This is a genomic window from Streptomyces sp. NPDC006309, assembly GCF_040613095.1.
In the GTDB taxonomy this organism is placed as follows: domain Bacteria; phylum Actinomycetota; class Actinomycetes; order Streptomycetales; family Streptomycetaceae; genus Streptomyces.
Map to the genome: position 1 here is coordinate 1 of NZ_JBEXRO010000015.1, position 19362 is coordinate 19362.

Annotated in this window: 15 protein-coding genes; 5 read left to right on the forward strand and 10 right to left on the reverse strand. The window is 73.9% G+C overall.

The features are described from left to right. The 5 genes from ABZ117_RS20215 to ABZ117_RS20235 all read right to left on the reverse strand — a co-directional run. On the reverse strand, positions 1–329 hold a 329-nt coding region (locus tag ABZ117_RS20215), incomplete at its 3' end, for a sigma factor (protein ID WP_356822575.1). 130 nt (positions 330–459) lie between these two features. After that, positions 460–819, reverse strand: coding sequence for an STAS domain-containing protein (locus tag ABZ117_RS20220; protein WP_356822576.1), 360 nt, complete (start codon positions 817–819; stop codon positions 460–462). A gap of 12 nt (positions 820–831) precedes the next feature. After that, entirely contained in the window at positions 832–2448 is a 1617-nt protein-coding gene (locus ABZ117_RS20225) for an FAD-dependent oxidoreductase (protein WP_356822578.1), read from the reverse strand. After that, positions 2445–3290, reverse strand: coding sequence for a class I SAM-dependent methyltransferase (locus tag ABZ117_RS20230; protein WP_356822580.1), 846 nt, complete (start codon positions 3288–3290; stop codon positions 2445–2447). The genes ABZ117_RS20225 and ABZ117_RS20230 overlap by 4 nt, the downstream gene beginning before the upstream one ends. A 65-nt stretch (positions 3291–3355) precedes the next feature. Beyond that, positions 3356–4543, reverse strand: coding sequence for a lycopene cyclase family protein (locus ABZ117_RS20235; protein ID WP_356822582.1), 1188 nt, complete (start codon positions 4541–4543; stop codon positions 3356–3358). Between the two features lie 396 nt (positions 4544–4939). Here ABZ117_RS20235 and ABZ117_RS20240 point away from each other — a divergent pair, with 396 nt between their 5' ends. From ABZ117_RS20240 to ABZ117_RS20255, 4 genes are read left to right on the forward strand one after another with little or no spacing between them, the layout of a single operon-like run. Beyond that, positions 4940–6667, forward strand: a complete 1728-nt coding sequence (locus ABZ117_RS20240; protein ID WP_356822584.1) for a polyprenyl synthetase family protein — start codon at positions 4940–4942, stop codon at positions 6665–6667. Next, positions 6664–8205, forward strand: coding sequence for a phytoene desaturase (locus ABZ117_RS20245; protein ID WP_356822586.1), 1542 nt, complete (start codon positions 6664–6666; stop codon positions 8203–8205). Before ABZ117_RS20240 ends, ABZ117_RS20245 begins: the two co-directional genes overlap by 4 nt. Continuing rightward, positions 8202–9236, forward strand: coding sequence for a phytoene/squalene synthase family protein (locus tag ABZ117_RS20250; RefSeq protein WP_356822588.1), 1035 nt, complete (start codon positions 8202–8204; stop codon positions 9234–9236). The genes ABZ117_RS20245 and ABZ117_RS20250 overlap by 4 nt, the downstream gene beginning before the upstream one ends. Then, positions 9233–10243 (forward strand): DUF5914 domain-containing protein, encoded by a 1011-nt coding sequence (locus tag ABZ117_RS20255; protein WP_356822590.1) that lies wholly within the window; start codon positions 9233–9235, stop codon positions 10241–10243. Before ABZ117_RS20250 ends, ABZ117_RS20255 begins: the two co-directional genes overlap by 4 nt. A 50-nt stretch (positions 10244–10293) precedes the next feature. Here the strand turns inward: ABZ117_RS20255 and ABZ117_RS20260 are convergent, their stop codons facing one another. From ABZ117_RS20260 to ABZ117_RS20280, 5 genes are all read right to left on the reverse strand, one after another. After that, on the reverse strand, positions 10294–12369 hold the full coding sequence (locus ABZ117_RS20260) for a SpoIIE family protein phosphatase (protein ID WP_356822592.1): 2076 nt from the start codon (positions 12367–12369) through the stop codon (positions 10294–10296). A 924-nt stretch (positions 12370–13293) separates the two neighbouring features. After that, positions 13294–14079 (reverse strand): hypothetical protein, encoded by a 786-nt coding sequence (locus ABZ117_RS20265; RefSeq protein ID WP_356822594.1) that lies wholly within the window; start codon positions 14077–14079, stop codon positions 13294–13296. Beyond that, on the reverse strand, positions 14076–15782 hold the full coding sequence (locus ABZ117_RS20270; RefSeq protein WP_356822596.1) for a carbamoyltransferase N-terminal domain-containing protein: 1707 nt from the start codon (positions 15780–15782) through the stop codon (positions 14076–14078). The genes ABZ117_RS20265 and ABZ117_RS20270 overlap by 4 nt, the downstream gene beginning before the upstream one ends. A 40-nt stretch (positions 15783–15822) precedes the next feature. Then, entirely contained in the window at positions 15823–16404 is a 582-nt protein-coding gene (locus ABZ117_RS20275) for a GNAT family N-acetyltransferase (RefSeq protein WP_356822598.1), read from the reverse strand. Next, positions 16394–17203, reverse strand: a complete 810-nt coding sequence (locus ABZ117_RS20280) for an SDR family NAD(P)-dependent oxidoreductase (RefSeq protein WP_356822600.1) — start codon at positions 17201–17203, stop codon at positions 16394–16396. The genes ABZ117_RS20275 and ABZ117_RS20280 overlap by 11 nt, the downstream gene beginning before the upstream one ends. A 537-nt stretch (positions 17204–17740) precedes the next feature. Between ABZ117_RS20280 and ABZ117_RS20285 the strand changes: the two genes are divergently transcribed. Further along, complete coding sequence (locus ABZ117_RS20285) at positions 17741–19354, forward strand: MBL fold metallo-hydrolase (protein WP_356822601.1); 1614 nt, start codon at positions 17741–17743, stop codon at positions 19352–19354. The last annotated feature ends 8 nt before the right edge of the window (positions 19355–19362 follow it).

Below are 19362 nucleotides of genomic sequence, written 5' to 3' on the forward strand. Positions count from 1 at the left end.
TCCACCTCACGCGTCAACTCGAACCGGTCGATCGCCTTGATCAAACCGATCATCCCGACCTGAACAATGTCCTCCATCTCCTCCGGCCCACGACTACGGAACCGCGCCGCAGCGAACCGCACCAAAGACATGTTCATCTCGATCAACGTGTTCCGCGCATACTGGAACTCCGCCGAACCCTCCTCCAGCACCGCCAGCTGATCGAAGAACACCTTCGACAACTCCCGCGCATCCCGAGGAGCCACAGCCGTGGGATCCGCGACCTCCGGCAGCCCGACCGCATGGGTCGTCGCACGCCTGTCCGTTTTCGCCACGCTCACTGCCGTCAAGGTGTTCCCCTCCCGGGTACGCACGCCGCCCGTACCGGACGACTTGTTGATGGGGCCCGGCTACCCGGTCGCAGGCCGCTCATGCCTGTCCGCCGGTCATTGTGTTCCGGGAGGCGGATCCGAGGGGCCGTCAGCCGTCCGTGGTGCGCAGTGCCGCCTCACGGGAGTCGGTGAGGGTGAAGTACTCGCGGGTGCCGCTGATGGTGAGCAGGCGGTCGACACTTGCCTGGAGCGGGCCGAGGAGGACGAAGGAGCGGCCGTCCGCCTGGTGGCGCCGGCGCGCGTCGAGGAGGGAGCGGAGCAGCTGGCTGTCACCGAAGGTCAGACCGGTGAGATCCACCACAGTGACCGGCAGCGCGCAGTCGTCGGCCTCGTCCCAGGCGGCACCGAGCAGGTCGCACTCGTCGTAGTCGATCTCTCCGCGCACCGTGACCTCGAAGACACGACGGTGCCGGGTGACCCGTACGACCGCCCCTGACTCCCACTGCATCCCGCCATCCTGTCACTCTCCGGCCGGGTGCGGCGAGCCCGCTCCCGGCCGGCGGTCGCGTCTGTGACGTGCGCCGTTCCCCGTCCACCCGGCCAGGCCCCGCAGTACGGCGCTCCGCCCGCGGTCCGGCACCGTCCACAGGGTCTGGCCCCGCACACCCCACCGCTCCAGCAGCGCGTTCGCGGCCAGGAAGCCGGTCGTCGCGGCCCGTTCCATCAGTGCCACGGGCAGGCCGGTGCGGACGAGGTCGCCCGCCACCACGAGACGCGGGTCCGGGGTGCGGACGGTCGGCCGGTCGCGGTAGCCGCCCACCGGGAACAGGGGGCAGTCCTCGCGCCATTCGTGGCGGACGTCGACGATCGCGGCCGTACGCGTCTCGGGGTAGACGCGGTGCATCTGTTCGACCAGGCGCTTCTCCTCGACGTCCCGGGGCGCCGTGGGCGGTACCGCGTAGGCGTGCAGTTCGACCACGGATCCTCCGGTGCGCGCGGCCCAGCGGGCGGCCTCGTCCTCCCAGCGCTCCAGGACGCTGATGTTGTCCAGGGTCGCGAAGCCGCTCGTACCGAGGAATCCGGGCCGGCCGGGCGCCACGGGCCGGTCCAGCCACAGCCGGGTGACCAGGAACGGCGGGGCGTTGCGCAGCCGGGCGATCCGCTCGCGCCACGGTTCGTCGCCCAGCCGGTCCGACCGGGCCACGAGGGAGCGCAGGCCCGCGCCGTCCAGGGCCAGGACGGCGCTGTCGTGGTGCCGCTCGTCCCGGTCGGTGCTCACCAGGAAGCCGCCGTCCCGGGCCGGCGCGAGGTGTTCGACGGCCGCGCCGGTGCGTACGTCGGCGCCGTGCCCCTCCAGGTAGCCGGCCAGCGGCTGCCACAGGGCGGCGGGGAAGGGCGCGCGGGGCACGTCGAACAGCAGGCCCTCGGCGGAACCGAGGAAGTAGATGTGGAACATCAGTGCCATCTCGGCCGCCGAGAGGTGCCGGGGGTCGGCGAAGAAACTCCGCGAGAACACCTCGAACGCCAGGTGCCGGGCCTTCTCGGGGAAGCGGACGGCGTGCAGGAAGTCGTGGGCGCTGATGCGGTCGAGCCGGTCGTAGACGCCGGGGACGCGTACGTCGAGCAGCGGCAGAGCCGCGACCGGGTCCATGTCCCCGAGGTCCCGCAGGCCGAAGGAGGGGCTGAGCGCGACGAAGCCGAGCGCGCTCCACGGCGGGGTGCGCGGGACATGGCGGAAGCTGTCCCGCAGTCCGCCGGCGTGCAGCAGCGGGTAGTCCGGCAGGCCGGTCAGCCGCCGCAGGCCGGGGTCGGTACGGCGGAGCAGCCCGCGCAGGTTGTAGTACTGGCGGAAGAAGGCGTGGAAGCCGCGGCTCATGGTCACCGGTGTGCCGTCCCGGAGGGTGGTCGGCCATCCGCCGACCCGTCCGCCGAGGTAGGGCCGGCTCTCGTACAGCGTCACGCCGACGCCGCGCTCGGCGAGTGCCGTGGCGGCGGCGAGACCGGCGATGCCGCCGCCGATGACGGCCGTGGTGGGGCGGGCGCCTTCCACGCGTCGCGTCCCGGGGGGCGCCGGGAGCAGCCGGGCCCGCCGGTCCCGGCCGCGGCGGGCGGCGTCCGGGTTCCTGGCTCCGGTCATCCCGCGGCCTCCGGACGGGGGGTGGTCTGCGAGCCGCGGGCGGTCTCCGGGCGAGGGGCCGCCTCCGGGCGGGAGGTGATCTGCGGACCGCGGGCCGCCTCCGGGCGGGAGGTGGTCTGCGAGCCGCGGGCGGTCTCCGGGCGGCGGGCGACGAAGGTGTGGGTGATGCCCGTCTGCCAGCCCGGCAGGGGAAGGGCACGGACATGCTCGAAGCCGGCCGCGCGGACGCGGCCGGCGAACCGGTCGGCGGTGTCGAACTCCACGACGCTGCGCCACAGATGGCGGTACAGCTCGCCGTCGCCGAGCGCGGACGCCGTGGGCTGGACCAGCCCCCGGCACACCAGCGTCCACACGGCGCGGTCGGCGCGCCGGCCGCTCAGGGTGTACTCGTGCACGCCGAGCCGGCCGCCGGGCGCGAGCAGGTCGCGGGCGGTGGTCAGGACGGCGTCGGGATCGGACACGTTGCGGAAGAGGTAGGCGGCGAAGACCGCGTCGAACGGCCCGCTCACCCCCGCCTCGGCCAGGCCTTCCGCCGGTGCCCGCACGAAGGTCACCTCGCTCGCCCAGGGCTTGGCGGCGGCCCGGTCCAGCATGCCGGCGGAGGCGTCGACGGCGGTGATGTGCGCGGCCGGCAGGACGGAGCGGAGCGCGGCCGTCGAGGCGCCGGTGCCGCAGCCGAGGTCCAGCAGCCGCAGGCCCGCGCCGTGTCCGGGCAGCCCCAGACGGCGTACCGAGCGCCTCAGGTGGGCGTGGTAGCCGGGGTTGGCGGCCACCAGCGTGTCGTAGCTGCGGGCGGCGTGGTCGAACGCGGCGGCGAGGTCCGCGTCACGCAGCAGGGTCATGCGGTCTCCGTGACTTGTCGGGTGGCCCGGGAGGGCCGGATGTGGAGGTGTGCGGGGCGGGCCGGTCAGTCGAAGGGGCGGCGGGGCAGGCCCGGCAGTTCCAGCGCCGAGCGCAACATCGGGCCGATCGGGGTGCGCAGGCCGATGGCCAGGTCCTCGCGCAGACGGGTGCGTCCGTCGAGGAACCGCAGGAGTGTGGGCGTGGGCACGTGGCGGAACAGCCCGCAGAACAGGGCGGGGCCGTCGACCCGGCCGCTCGCCAGGGCGCGCAGCAGTACGGCGTCCATGGCGCGCGAGCGGGCGGAGTGGGCCGGGGGCGGCACGGGCCGGCGCCCCCGGCGCAGGGCGGCGGCGACGGCCGCGGTCTGGCGTTGCAGGCCGGAGAAGGTGTAGCCGGTGGCCGGGCGGGTGGCGCCGCCGGCGGCGCCGATACGGAAGACGGACGCGCCGACCTGACGTGGCATCGGGGCGTCCGTCATCGGGATGACCCCGGTCTCGGTGGCGAGGACCTGGAGGTCGCCGAGCCCCAGGACGTCGTGCGTGTAGTGCCGTACCGCAGCCTCGTACCCGCTGTCGGTCAGGGGCCGCGGTGAGAACTCGGTGTACTCCACGAGGGCCTCGTGCGGTCCGGTGGGCAGCACGTAACCGAACGACAGGCCGTCGGCGGGCTGGGGGGTGCGGAAGTCCATCAGGTCGGCGGTGGCGGGGTCGAAGACCGGCCCGGCGGTGCGGACGAACCAGCCGTGGAAGTGCTGGAGGAGTGTGGTCCGGGCGGCGGGCAGGCTGCCGAGCGGCCGGGAGTCGAACACCCAACGGGCGTCGAGGACCCCCGGTGTGCCGTCGGGGTTCCTCAGCCGGACGCGGGCGCCGCCGGGCACCTCCTCCACCGTCTCGACGGTGGCCTCCAGGCGCCGTACGTGGGGGCTGCGCGCCAGGTCCCCGGCGACCAGGTCCTCGAAGTCGTCGGAGCGGATCATCTTGTACCGCAGCCGCCCGAGGTCCCCTTCGAACGGGGGCCCCGCCGGTGGCCGTACCCGCAGATGCCGCCAGGAGGCCGTCACCGCGGCGTCGAAGCGCCCTCGGCCGGCCTCCCAGAAACACCAGGTGCGGCGGGGTGCGCGCAGCGGGCCGGGCGGCGCGTCGACGAGGACCACGGACGGCGTGCGCAGTCCCGGCGCGGGCCCGGCCAGACGGTGGGCCAGGGACAGGCCGGCGGCTCCGGCCCCGATGACGGCCACCTCCGTCTCCGGCACGACGGCTCCTTCCGTGCTGTGCGTCCCGGTGCGTGTCGCGCACCCGGCCCCTGTTCCGGCCCGTGTGCCCGAACGGATGCGGGTCACTCGTATGCGACACGCGTCGGCCACGGTGCGTGAGGGATGTGGAAGGCATCGTCACAAGCGGTCCGTCGCGCCTCGGCCCGTACCGCATCCGCGTCCGGCCCACACGCCGAAGACGTGGAGACGAACTGCTCTGTGATCAGGACGAGAGGAACCGGGATGCGCCCCACACAGGCGAAGGAACACCATGCGGTCGCACCGCCACCCCTCCCGCGCCCGGTGCCGCTGTCGGGTTCCCCCCTCCGGGTGCGCCCGGACGGCGCAATTGGCGAGACCCAGGGGGCGATCCCGCCGGGCACGGGGGACGCGGGCGTGACCGACGCGGACGTGACCGCCGCCGTGGCCCGGGTGCTGGACCACTTCCTGGCCGACCGTGTCGCCCGCGCCCGCGCCATGGACGTCCTGTTCGCCGAGGAACTGGCCGGGAGTGTCGTGCGGTTCACCCGGACCGGGGGCAAACGGGCCCGCTCACAGCTGCTGTGGTGGTCACTGCGTGCCTGTGGCGGCACCGGTGAGGCGCTGACGGCGTCGGCCCTGCGGATCGGCGCCGCGCTCGAACTCCTCCAGACCTGCGCCCTGGTGCACGACGACGTGATGGACGGCTCGGTCCGGCGCCGCGGCCGGCCGGCGCTGCACGCCGAGCTGAGCGCCCAGTACGCCGGTTCGGCCTCGCCCCGGCGCGTGGGCCGCTTCGGGGAGGCGGCCGGGCTGCTGGCCGGCGATCTGGCGCTCGCCTGGTCGGACGACCTGGTCGCCGAGACACCGCTCGACCCGGTGCGGGCGTCCGCCGTGCGGCGTCTGTGGAGCGACATGCGCACGGAGATGGTGGCCGGTCAGTATCTGGACGTACAGGGACAGATCACGGGTGCGTACTCCCTGTCCCGGGCGCTGCGGGCGGCCTGCCTCAAGAGCGCCCGGTACTCCGTCGAGCGGCCCCTGGCGCTGGGCGCCGCGCTCGCGGACGCGGACGACGCCACGACGGGCGCGCTGCGCTCGGCCGGCCGCTGTGCCGGCATGGCCTTCCAGCTGCGGGACGACCTGGACGACGTCTTCGGTGACCCCCGGCGGACCGGGAAACCCTGCGGCGGTGACATCCGCGAGGGCAAACCGACGTACCTGGTGGCTCTGGCCCGGGTCCGCGCCGAGACCAGCGGCGACCGATCCGCCCTGACCGTCCTGCGCCGCGCGCTGGGCAACGAGGGTCTGACGGCGCCCGATCTTGACCGGGTGCGGGAGGTGCTCACCGGCACGGGCGCCCGGGCGGCGGTGGAGGACAGGATCGGCCGCCTGATCGCCCAGAGCCTGCACCACCTCGACGACGCCCGCCTCGCGCACGAGCCCGGTATCCGGCTCCGCCACCTCCTCGCCGCCGCGGGCGACGGACCGGCCTCCACGGAGCACGGGCCACGGCCGCCGTGCCCGGACGGCCGATCGGCTTCCGGGGACGGCGGGCCGGCTGCCAGAGACGGCGGGCCGGCTGCCGGAGACGGCCGGTGGGCCTCCACCGGTGACGAACCGGGACCCGCGCCTGCCGGACCGGAATGCACGAACCACGAGCGACCGGCGCCCTGCGCGCACGCCGGGCCGGGTCCCGGGGACGGCGGGCCGACTGCCGGAGAGGGCGGGTCGGCTGCCGGAGACGGCAAGCGGGCTGCTAGAGACGGCCGGTGGGCTGCCCAGGACGGAGGGCGGCCGCCCACCGGTGACGGGCCGGCATCCGCGCCTACCGGACACGGGTCGGCTACCGGCGACGGCCGGTCGGCTGCCGGCGACAGCGGGCCGACTTCCGGAGACGACGGGCGGGCTGCTGGCGACGGCCGGTCGGCTGCCGGCGACGGCAAGCGGGCGTCGGCAGGCGGCGACGGCAAGCGGGCGTCGGCAGGCAGCGGGGCCCCGTGGCCGTCCGCGGGCGACGTGCCGGTATCCGGCGGGCCGGAGTCCGTGCCTCCCGGTGGCAGTGGTCCCTGTTGCGGCGACGACGTGGGCGTGTCCGTGGCGGCGTTGCTGGCCGGTTCGGGTGCGAAGGAGTGCGGACGATGACGCGTACGCTGCCCGGGCGCAGCGATCACGTCGTGGTCGTGGGAGCCGGTCTGGCCGGGCTGTCGGCCGCGCTGCACCTGCTCGGCGCCGGACGCCGCGTCACCGTCGTCGAGCGGGACCCGCTGCCCGGCGGCCGGGCCGGACGCCTCGACCTGGGCGGTTACCGGTTCGACACCGGCCCGACCGTGCTGACCATGCCCGACCTCGCCGACGAGGCCTTCGCGGCCGTCGGTGACAGCCTGTACCGGCGGGTCGACCTGATTCCCCTGCACCCGGCCTACCGGGCCCGCTTCGCGGACGGCGCCACGCTCGACGTGCACACCGGCGCCGACGCGATGGCGGCGGAGGTGGAACGGTTCGCCGGACCCCGGGAGGCGGCGGGCTACCGGCGGCTGCGCGACTGGCTGGAGAAGCTGTACCGGGCGCAGATGCGCCGCTTCATCGACGCCAACTTCGACTCCCCGCTGAACCTGCTGACCCCCGACCTCGCCCGGCTGGCCGCGCTCGGCGGCTTCGGCCGGCTCGATGCCCGGATCGGTCGGTTCCTCACCGACGAACGGCTGCGCCGGGTGTTCTCCTTCCAGTCCCTGTACGCGGGGGTGCCGCCCGCCCGCGCCCTGGCCGCGTACGCCGTCATCGCCTACATGGACACCGTCGCCGGCGTGTACTTCCCCCGGGGCGGCATGCACGCGCTGCCGCGGGCCATGGCGGACGCCGCCGCCGACGCGGGCGCCGACCTGCGCTACGGGCAGGAGGTGATCCGGCTGGAACGCTCGGGGGCGCGCGTCACCGCCGTCGTCACCGACCGGGAACGCATCCCCTGCGACAGCGTGGTCCTCACCCCGGACCTCCCGGTCACCTACCGGCTCCTCGGCCGCCGCCCCCGCCGGCCGCTGCGCCTGCGCCACTCACCGTCCGCCGTGGTGCTGCACCTGGGAACGGACCGCACCTGGCCGCAGCTGGCCCACCACACCATCTCCTTCGGCGCGGCCTGGGGCACCACGTTCGACGAACTCACCCGCACCGGGCGGCTGATGAGCGATCCCTCCCTGCTCATCACCCGGCCCACCGCCACCGATCCCGGGCTCGCTCCCCCGGGCCGGCACCTGCACTACGTCCTCGCGCCGTGCCCCAACACCGACATCGGACCGGACGCCCTCGCGTGGGGCGAACTCGGCCCCCGCTACCGGCGGACACTGCTGCGCGAGCTGGAGCGGCGCGGCCTGGACGGCATCGAGGCCGCCGTCGAGGAGGAGTGCCTCGTCACCCCGGCCACCTGGCGGGCCGCGGGCCACGCCGCCGGGACGCCCTTCTCGGCGGCCCACACCTTCGCCCAGACCGGCCCTTTCCGGCCGCGCAACCTGGTGCGGGGCACCGAGAACGCGGTCCTGGCCGGCTGCGGCACGACGCCGGGCGTCGGCGTGCCGACCGTGCTGGTGTCGGGGAAGCTCGCCGCCGCGCGGATCACCGGCCTGCCGCACCCCGCGCCCACCCGGCCGCAGATCACGCCGAAGCCCGTGGAGGAAAGCAGCGTATGACGGACCGTGAACTGGACGCGGCGGGGATCGGCGATCCGGCGCTGCGTGCGGCGTACCACCACTGCCGTGCGCTCAACGCACGGCACGGCAAGACGTACTTCCTCGCCACCCGGCTGCTGCCGGTCGAGCGCCGGCCCGCCGTGCACGCCCTGTACGGCTTCGCCCGCTGGGCGGACGACATCGTCGACTCCCTCGACCCGGGCCTGGACGCCGGGCGGCGCGGCGAGGTGCTGGGGGAACTGCGGCGGAGCCTGGACGAGGGGCTGCGCGACGGACACAGCCGCGAACCGGTGGTGCTGGCGCTCGCCGACACCGCACGCCGTTACGGCATCGAGCACGCCCATTTCCGGGACTTCATGTCGGCCATGAGCGCCGACCTGGTGGTGACCGACTACGCCACCTATGCCGACCTGCGCGGTTACATGCACGGTTCGGCCGCGGTGATCGGTTTGCAGATGCTGCCGGTGCTGGGGACGGTCGTCCCCCGCGAGGAGGCCGCGCCGTACGCCGCCGCCCTGGGCGTCGCCTTCCAGCTGAGCAACTTCCTGCGCGACGTGGGAGAGGACCTGGACCGGGGGCGCGTCTATCTGCCCGCCGATCTGCTCGCCGGTCACGGAGTCGGCCGGGAGCTGCTGCGGTGGAGCCGGGACACCGGGCGGCACGACCGCCGCATCACGGGCGCGCTGCGCGAGTTCGAGGCGCTGACCCGCGGTGTCTACCGGGAGGCGGCGCCGGGCCTGGCGATGCTGGACCCGGTGTCCCGCCCGTGCATCCGTACCGCGTTCGTCCTGTACGGCGGGATCCTGGACGCGGTCGCCCGGGACGGGTACGCGGTGCTGCACCGCCGCGCGGCGGTCGGGCGCCGGCGCCGGGCCGCGGTGGCCGCCGACGGGCTCGTCCGGGTGGTCGCCGCCCGGCTGGCCGCGCGGCGCCGGCCGCGGCGTCCCGCCGCGCCGAGCCCGCTGCCCACCGCCGTGCCCACCGCCGTGCGCGCCGCCTCGTGCCCGCCGGTCGCTGAGGAGGTCGCGTGAACCCCGTTCCCCCCGGCCGGCGCGGCCGGCTGCCGTTGTCGCTGCGGCGGCGCCCGGTGCCGTGGGAGCGTCAGCGGCCCACCTGGCGGGAGGCGCGGCCCGCTGTCATCGCACAGGCGCTGAAGCGGGCCCGGGCCCGTCCGTCCGGCAACTGGTACGTGGTCGGTGCCTCCGGCGCCCTGCGTGCCGACCGCCCGCTCGCGCGGACCGTGGCGGGTCAGGAGGTGGTCGTCTGGCGCGGCGCGGACGGCCGCCTCGTGGGCGGCCCCGGCATCTGCCCGCATCTCGGCGCACCGTTGCGGGACAGTCCCGTACGCTGCGGCACCCTGGTCTGCCACTGGCACGGGCTCGCCCTGGACGGTGGCCCGTCCGCGGGCTGGGCTCCCCTGCCGGTGCACGACGACGGCGTCCTGGTGTGGGTGCGGCTGGACGAGGCGGGCGGTGAGGCGCCGCTGGACGCCCCGGTCGTCGCGCCGAGGCCCGAGCGGGCGCGTGCGCTGACGGCCGTCTACACCGGCACGGGCGTGTGCGAGACCGAGGACGTCGTGGCCAACCGCCTGGACCCGTGGCACGGCGCGTGGTTCCACCCGTACTCGTTCGTCGACCTGTCGGTGGTCGGATCACCCGACGGCCCGGGCACCGAGGACGCCTTCACCGTCGACGTGTCCTTCAAGGTGGCCGGACGCCTCGTCGTACCGGTGCGTGCCGTGTTCACGGCCCCCGAACCCCGCACGGTCGTCATGCGCATCACCGAGGGCGAGGGGCAGGGCTCCGTGGTCGAGACCCATGCCACGCCCCTGGGGCGGGACGAGCGGGGCCGGCCGCGTACGGCGGTCGTCGAAGCCGTGATGGCCGCCTCCGACCGGCCGGGTTTCGCCGTCGCCCGCCGGGCGGCGCCCGTGCTGCGTCCACTGGTGCGGGCGGCGGCGGGGCGGCTGTGGCGGGACGACCTCGCCTACGCCGAACGCCGCTGGCGGCTGCGCTCCACGGGACGCTTCCCCGGCTGAGGCCGGCCGGGTGACGTACGGGCGTGGACGGATGCCGGACGTCGCGGCCGTCACAGGGCCGACAGGGGCTGGGCGCGGGCGATGAGGAGGGCGACGTCGTCGTGGCCGGCGGGGTGGCGGAGCTCCCGCAGGAGCCGGTCGCAGGTGTCCTCCGTGGAGCGGTCGCGCGGTGCCAGGAGACGCAGGAGGTCCGCCAGCCGTTCGTCGATGGGGTCGTCGCGGGTCTCGACCAGCCCGTCGGTGTAGAGGACCAGCTGGTCGCCGGGCTCCAGAGCGAGCGTGGTGGTCTCGAAGGGGACGCCGCCGACTCCCAGCGGGATGCCGGTGGGCAGGTCTAGGAGTTCCGGCGGCCTGCCGGCGCGCATCAGCACCGGGGGCAGGTGGCCGGCGGAGGCCACGTGCAGCAGGGCCCGGTGGGGGTCGTAGACCGCGTAGACGCAGGTGGCGATGTACGGGTCCAGACCGTGAGTGATCTTGTCGAGGTGGGTGAGGATCCGGGCCGGGTCCAGGTCGAGGTCGGCGAGGGTGGAGGTGGCGGTGCGCAGGCGGCCCATGGCGGTGGCCGCCGGGATGCCGCTGCCCATGACGTCGCCCACCGCGAGCGCGGTCCGGTCGCCGTCGAGCGGGATCACGTCGTACCAGTCGCCGCCGACCTCGCTGAAGGCCTGCGCGGGCCGGTACCGGGCGGCGACGTCCAGGCCGGGATGGCGGGGCGAGAGCCGGGGCAGCAGGCTGCGCTGGAGGGTCTCGGCGGCACTGCGGATGTGCTGGTGCAGGACGGCGTTGTCGATGCTCAGCGCGGCGGAGGAGGCCAGCTCGCAGGCGAGGGCCAGATCGTCGTCGTCGAACGGCTGGGGGTTGCGGGCGCGGGCCAGGCCCATCACGCCGATGACCTCTCCGCGGGCGATGAGCGGGACGGCCATGTCGGAGTGGACCCCGGCCCGGGCCAGCAGGCGGGCGGCCTCGGGGCCGGAGGCGATCCGGGCGTGATCCTCCAGATGGGTGATCAGGTGCGGACGGCGGGTGCGGATGCAGTGGGCCGCCGGGTGGTCCGCGTGGTACGTGGTGAGGCGGCCGGGCGGGACGATGGCGTCGGCGGCGTCGGTGGGATAGGCCGTCTTCACCGCCAGGGCGCGGAACAGCGCAGGGCCCTCGCCGACGTCCGGACGGCCCGTCTGGAGGACGGAGTCCAGGAGGTCCACCGCGACCATGTCGGCCAGGTCGGGCACGACGACGTCGGCCAGTTCCCGCGCGGTCCGCTCCACCTCCAGGGTGGTGCCGATCCGGGACGAGCCGTTGGCCACGAGACGCAGGCGCTGCTGGGCCTGGTCCGCCTTGCGGGCAGCCTCGTAGCGGTCGGTGACGTCGACGACCATGGTGGCGATGCCCAGTACGTGCCCGTGGTGGTCCTCCAGCCGGTACACCGACACCGCCCAGGCGTGATCGCGCTCCGGGTCGGCGGCCGTGCGGCCCACCACCTGCTGGTCCACCACGGGGGCGCCGGAGGCGAGGACCTGCCGCATCACGGCCTCCGCGTCCCGGAAGGGTTCACCGGGCAGGATCTCGCGGAAGTCGCGGCCGATGTGGCCGGCCTCGGGGACGCCGTGCATGGCCGCCAGGGCCGGGTTGACGGCCAGGTAGCGCAGGTCGTTGTCCAGCACGGCCAGGCCGATCGGGGCCTGGGTGACCAGCCGGGTGGACAGGGCCAGGTTCCGCTCCACCTGCCGCAGGGTGGCGCGGTCCGTGGCGAGTCCCAGGGCGTAGTGGTCACCGAGGTTGTCCGTCAGCCGCATGTTGCGGAACTCGACCATCCGGGAACTGCCGTCCTTGTGCCGGACGGGAAACGCCCCCGCCCAGCTCCGGCCCGTCGCCATCACGTCGGCGAACAGGGTGATCACCGCGTCCTGGTTCTCGGGGTGGATGAGCAGCGGCGCCGCGTACCTCCCGACCGCCTCGCTGCGGGTGTAGCCGAACAGTTTTTCCGCCTGCGGGCTCCACATGTCGATCCTGCCGTCGGCCTCCAGCAGCACCGCGGCGACGCCCAGCAGATCCATCAGCCCGCTGGGATCCGCCGCGCCGCCCTCCGCACGGTCCGCCTGCTCCGGGCGCCGCTGCGCTCCTGTCATCCCACTCGCTCCTTCCGCCTGCCGGCCCCACCGGTGCGCCCGCCTCACCGCGCAGTCGGGTGACAGGGTCTTCCCGCAGGTCAGCAGCCGCATCCACGATGCGGTACGGGACCTAGGGCAGCCAGGGGGACGCGCCGGGCAGGGTCCCGCGACCTACCCCGGCCCCCGAGTCCCGGGCACCAAGCACAAGGTCCATGGAGCGCTCACCTCACTGTTCCGGCCGACACTCCACTTCTACCCCTCCCGGGCACCGGGTGTCCCGTCCGGAGAAGGGCCGAGGACGGCACGGCACGCCGGGGTGAACGGGCGGGCCGGTGGGAGCGGGGTGCGGGACGGCACGCCGGGACGAGCCGCGGTCGGCCGGGGAAGCGCGCGGAGGGGACGGCGTGCCGGGGTGGTCCGGCGTGGACCGGCCCCATACGCGGCCGTGCCGGCCGGGGTGCCACGGCATGCCGGTCGCCCTTGCGGGCGCGGCGAGCCGCCGCGGCGGCCGGGTGGCGGGGCGTGGGTCGCCGTCCGCCGGGCCGCGCCGCGCCGGGGTCGCCGGTCCCTTCCCGGCACGGGCGGGCGCGGGACGAGCAGGGTGGCGCATCCCGCCCGCGCCGATGCCCGCGGCGCGACGACGACGGCGCACCGACACGGCGGCCGGGGGGCGCGGCGTGGATCGCCGTCCGCCTGTCCGCGCCGCACCGCGCCGCGCCGGGGTCGCCGGTGCCCCCTTCCGGCACGGGCGGGCGCGGGACGAGCAGGGTGGCGCATCCCGCCCGCGCCGGTGCCCGCGGCGCGACGACGACGGCGCACCGACACGGCGGCGGCAACGCACCGACACATCACCGGCAGCACACCGACGCGGCGACGGCAGCGCGGCTACGGCAGCACACCGGCGCTGCCGGTGCGCCCCGGGCAGGTCGGGCGTTGCGCGGGTCAGGACGGGTAGCGGGGTTCGCGGGCGTCACCGCCGGGTTCCGTCCAGGGCCGGCCGGCCCACCGCACCTTCCGGGCATCCGGATCCGCCGGCGTGCCCTCCTGGGCCTCGTCCTGCGGTGCGTCCGGTTCGTACAGCGTGCGCAGGAGTGCGTGGGGGGCGGACGGGTCGAGCAGGCTCGCCCCGGTCGTGTCGGCTCCCACCGCGTCCCGGGGCAGCAGGAGTCGCCGGGCGGACAGGTGGGCCGCGAGCAGGCGGGCCGTCGGCACCACGCCGGCGGGGTGGGGGCCGTGCTCACCGTGTGCGACGGCGGCGACCACGGGGATACGGCCGTCGTCGAGCAGCGTGCGCAGGACCCCGGGGTCGGCCACGAGGTCTCCGGAGGCCGTGCGGGTGAGCGTGTGGCCGTCCTCGCCCGTGATGCCGACGGCCAGCGGGCCGTGGGCGTTGACGAGGCCGACGAGGCGCCGCTGCACCAGGCCCGCGGCCACCGTGCGCAGCGCGGTGCCCTCGTCCTCGTCCGGGGCCCGCCGGACCGGCTCGGGGCCGGCGTCGTGCACGACGACCGGCCGGGCCCCGCTGTACCGCAGGAACGCCAGGTCCTGGGCGAACGCCTCGCCCAGCGCGCCGGGGGCGAGCACGGCCCGCCCCGCGACGACGACCACGGCGCCGCCGTGGAGGGACCTGATCACCGGCAGGGCGCCGACGAGTGCCCCCACCGCGCGGAGCGCCTCGCGTTCCGCGCCCCCGGCCGCCGTGCCGGCCACGGACGGGTACCGGATCACGCGCCCCCGCGGTGGTGGAGCACCCCGTCGCTCCAGATCCGGTCCACCCTGCCCCAGGCCATGGCGGAGGCCACGTCCGGGAAGAAGCCGTGTCCGTTGAGGTTGGCGCTGGTGTTGCACAGGACGGGGACGCCGCTGAGGCGGTGGTAGGCGGTCAGCACCTCCGCCAGGAACGGGTCGTCGTCCCGGGAGACGGTCTGGAGCCGTGCCGTGCCGTCGAGGTGGACGACCGCCGGGACCCTGTCGAGCCATTCGGGGCGCACTTCGTGCTCGAACAGCATGTAGGGGTCGGGGGTGCCCGGGGCGAAGACGGCCGGGGCCTCCTCGACGAGGCAGATCGGGGCGACCGGGCGGTACGGCTCGCGGTCCTTGACCCGGTTCAGTTCGTCCTTCATCGCCGCCCGGGTGGGCGCGGCCAGGATGCTGCGGCCCCCGAGGGCCCGCGGCCCCAGTTCGGCGCGCCCCTGGAGGACGACCACGGGCATGCCCGACTCATGGAGTTCCCGGGCGAGTTCGGCGGGGGTGCAGGGCGTCGCGGTCCAGCCGTCCGGGGTCTGCGGGCTGGGCTGGAGGGCCGGGCCCAGCCGTACGTGCCAGTCGACGGGGCGCAGGCCCTCGTGCCGGGCCCTGCCGAGCACGGCGGCGCCGATCGCCGATCCGGAGTCGTTGGGGAACGGCGGAACCCAGACGTCGGCGAACTCGGGGAGGGCGCGCAGCGCGTTGTTCCACTTGATGTTCAGGGCGCAGCCGCCGGCGAAGCACAGGTTGAACGGCCCCGGTCCGCGCGCCGCGCGGACCTTCCGGGTGATGCGCTCCAGGAGGAGTTCCTGGAAGAAGGTGTGGACGCTCGCCAGGACGTGCTCGTCGGCGATCCCCCGGGGTTCCACCCGGTCGCGTACGGCCTGGAAGAACTCGTGGACGGGGGGCACCGACGGTTCGAAGAGGCTGCCGTAGCCGCCGACCGCCCGGCGGTACTCCACGGACCGGGGCAGGTCGCTCTCGAAGACCCGGTGGAACTCCTCGCGCAGCGCGGTCAGTACGTCCTCGTGCGGCTGTCCGAGCGCGATGTACGCCATCAGTTTGCCGGCCACCGAGAGGTCGTCCACGGTCGGTGACTGGACCTCGCGGCGGAACGGGCCGAAGTGGTGGCCGGCGATGGCGTAGGCGTGGCCGAGCAGCGGGAAGAGTTCGCCGAGGTTCTCCACACCGGTGTCGGGGTCGGCCCAGTACAGCCGGGGGAAGAGTCCGCCGTCCCAGACGAGGACGAAGGACGGCTCGCCCCGACGGGCGAAGGGGCTGGAGCAGTAGGCGCTCGCCAGGTGTCCGGCGGCGTGCGCGTAGCTCGTGTAGGGGTAGGTGCGGCCGTCCATCGGGAACTCACCGGATGCTCCCGGCGCGGCCAGGTCGGGGCAGGCCGCGGATTCCCGGTAGGGACCGACGGCGAGTTCCACCGGGACCGAGGAACTCAGCAGGGAGACCACGCCCGAGACGTCACCGTCCCAGCCGTCCACGACCCATTCGTCGACGTCCTGCGGCTTGTAGCCGAAATCCTCGAGAATTCCGGGGATCTGGCTGAGGTCGGAGACGGTGCTGTACCGCAGGCCGTTCCCTATCTTTTCCATCTCGACGCTGAAAACGAGGCGATCGTCTTCGAGCAGGGCCACCGCTCCGTCGTGCGTGAGTTTGAGTCCGCAGACAATCAATTTTCCACTCCCTGATCATCCTGAAGCAATGGCCCCAGTGTTACCGGTCATCGAGTCGCAGACAGTAAAGAGACGACTTGCGGCCGGCGGGGGACAGACGCCGCCACTCTTCCGGGGCGCGGTCGGGGTCGACTTCTTGAAAGCCTTGTCGTGTGAACCAGGCACCCCCGTGTTTCGAGGCCGCGAGAATGGCGGTGCACCCGCTGTCGGCCGCCCGCCGGACGGCGTGACGCAGCAGGGTCCGGCCGATTCCGCCGCCCTGGAACTCCGGCGGGACGCAGAGGTTGTATATGACCAGGCATTGCGGCACCGGCAGCAGTCCCATACAGCCCGCGAGGGTGTTTTCGTGGACCGCTGCTCCATGGACCACCGTTCCGTGGACCGCCGTTTCCCGGACCGCCACGAGAAATTCGTCGATGTGCCGCGCGAAGGTGTCCGGCGAGCGTCTGAGCAGCCGGTCCGCGGCCGCGAACGGCGCGGAGATACGGGCGAGCTCCCCGGCGTCCCCGGGGCGCGCCCGCCGTACCGAAACCTCCTGGTCCGCCGGCCGGGGCCGGGCGTCGACCCCGGTCCCGCCGGGGCCGGGCCGGCCGCGGGCACCGGCCCGCGGATCACGAAGCATCGGGTTCGGCGCAGGCGCCCGGGCCGCCGGTCCGGTTCCCCCCGAAGCCGAGTCCGAAGGGCTGGTCGACGGGCATCAGCTCGATCATGTTGACGTTGACGTGCGGCGGCCGGTCCAGGCACCAGGCGATGCCCTGGGCCACGTCGTCGGCCGTGAGGGGGGTGACACCGGCGTAGAGGGCCGCCGCGCGCGTCTCGTCCCCCTCGTAGCGGACCTGGGCGAACTCTGTCCTCGCCATGCCGGGCGCGACGCAGCTGACCCGGACTCCGGTGCCCTGGAGGTCGACGCGCATGTTGAGGGAGAGCTGGTGCACGAACGCCTTCGTGGCGGCGTAGACGTTGCCGCCCAGGTAGGGGTACTCGGCGGCGATGGATCCGACGTTGACCACGTGTCCGTCGCCACGCGCGACGAGCCGGGGCAGCACGATTTCGGTCAGATTCAGCACACCTGTGACGTTTGTGTCGATCATTTCACGCCAGTGCTGCGAGCCGCCCTGCTGGAGCGGGCCGAAGCCCTTCGACAGGCCCGCGTTGTTCACAAGCACCGAAATATCCCGGTATTCGGCCGGTAGCTCGTCGAGGGCTCTACTCAGGGAGTCCGGGTCCCGCACGTCGGCGACCACAGGGAGAATGGCTCGATATGGATCCTCTTCGGCGAGCGTTTTGAGCCGTTCGGCGCGGCGGGCGAGGGCAATGACTGCGTATCCTCTTGCAGACAACACCTGCGCGATGCGCGCACCGAATCCGGACGAGGCGCCAGAAACCAACGCAATGCCACGAGGCTCCGTACCGTCCGACATATCCCTCTCGTTCCCCCTGCAACAGGTCGCAGAGTTTCACGTAGGCCTGCACCTCGTGTCAAGGCGCACTTCATGACCGGTCATGCAGCGGGTTCCCCGCGCGCCGGCCTCAAGAAGAGGATTTCGGGTCACGCGCTCTCCAGGAAAGGAAGTAGTGAAGAGAGCTTCACCGCATGACCACCCGTAACTTCTTGCCAGTCAATCACGCACACACGCGGCGTCGCCATGTGACGCACGTCACATGTGCAATCGGTGGCAGGCCCTTGAGGATCATGACTACAGTCGAAAGCTAAGTCCCAGCACTACAGCGCGAAATCCTGCGGCGATAAAGGGCGGAAATCCAGCCCCGAACGCCCGGATCGAAAGCCTCGCGGGGAAACGGGGGAACATGCCGGCCCATCTGTTCGGTGGCGCAGTACGAATTTTTCGTCCCAGGCCTGTGCCGCCCATTCGCCACGGGACCGAATACGGATTTCGAAGACACCACCAGAGCCGACCCCCGTTGACCACCGGCCTCGACTCGCAAGGGAACGCAGCGTGCCCGTCATCCAGAAACGCCATCTTCGTGCCTCCGTCGTCGCGCAGCCGTTGCTGCACCGCTGGTACGCCTGGCCCTACCTCCTGGCACCGCACACCGGGGCGCTGAACCTGCGCGAGAGACTGCTTCCCATCCTCCGCAACTACGTCATGTCCCCGGCGCTGCACCGCAACGCCCTGGCGGACCCGTCCCGTTACGGCGGACCGTTCCTCAACCCGGGCGCCGCGGGCACCGACGACGTGCAGGCACTGCTCGACACGACCCTGCGGGACGCGGCGGCGCGCCTCACCCTCGCGGACGACATCGACCGCCTGCGGGCCCTGCTGGCCGAGCGGGCCACCGGCGGCCCCCTGGAGTCCCTGTACCCCGAGGTCCCCGAATCGCTGCGCGGCTGCGTCGAGTTGGTCTACGACACCGCGAACCACCCCTCCTTCCGCTTCTTCGAGTCGCTGCTGTACCGCTCCCCGGCGTTCGAGGAGCACGGCCAGACCCTGTCGCTGACCTCCGTCCCCCCGCGCGACCAGCCCTTCGTGTACGGCAGTCCCGTGCTGCCCTCGCCCGAGCGCCTCGACATCGGCGTGCCGTTCTCCGCCGCCGTGTGGGACGACGTGTTCGCCGCCCGTCTCCAGCCCGTGGACACCCGGGAACTGGCCGAGCGGCTGGGCCTGGACGCCGCCGGGGCGGCCGGCTTCGACGCGCTCTTCCACGACGAGACCCCCCGCACCCCTGACCCGGTCCCCGACGGCCAGGTCCGCATGCGCTACTTCGGGCACGCGACGGTCCTGGTGGAGACCTCGGCGGGCTGCGTCCTGCTCGACCCGCTGGTCGGCTACTCCGACGACGGGCACGAGCACTTCGCCCTCGCGGACCTGCCCCACCACATCGACGCCGTGGTGATCAGCCACTTCCACTCGGACCATTTCTCGCTGGAGACCCTTCTCCAGCTGCGCACCCGCATCGGCACCATCGTGGTCCCCCGCGCCTCCGGCGGCACGCTCCAGGACCCCAGCCTGAAGGTGATGCTGGAGGCCCTGGGCTTTCGCCGGGTGGTGGAGCTGGGCGAGCTGGACACCCACCGGGCCGCGGAAGGGCTCGACGTCGTGGGCCTGCCCTTCATCGGGGAGCACGCCGACCTCGACATCCGCACCAAGATGGTCCCGCTGGTACGCGCGCTCGGCCGTTCCTTCATGTTCGCCACCGACATCACGCCGATCGAGCCCGCCCTCTACGACCGGGTTCGCGACATCGTCGGCGAGGTCGACGCGCTGTTCGTCGGACTCGAGTGCGTCGGCGCGTCCCTGAGCTGGCTCTACGGTCCGCTGATGGAGGCCAAGCTGACCCGCGAGCAGAACCAGTCGCGGCGGCTGAAGGGCTCGGACGCCGCCATGGCGGACCGGCTGGCCCAGCAGGTGGGCGCCCGGCACGTGTACGCGTACGCCATGGGCCTGGAACCCTGGCTGAAACACCTCACCGGCTCCGAGTTCGACGCCGAGTCCGAACCGGTGCGCCAGAGCGGCCTGCTGGAGGAACTGTGCCGGCGGCGCTCGGTCGGCTCGGAGCTGCTGTACCGGCAGGCCGAACGCGTGTGGCCGGCCGCCGAGCCGCGCTCCTGAGTCCGCCG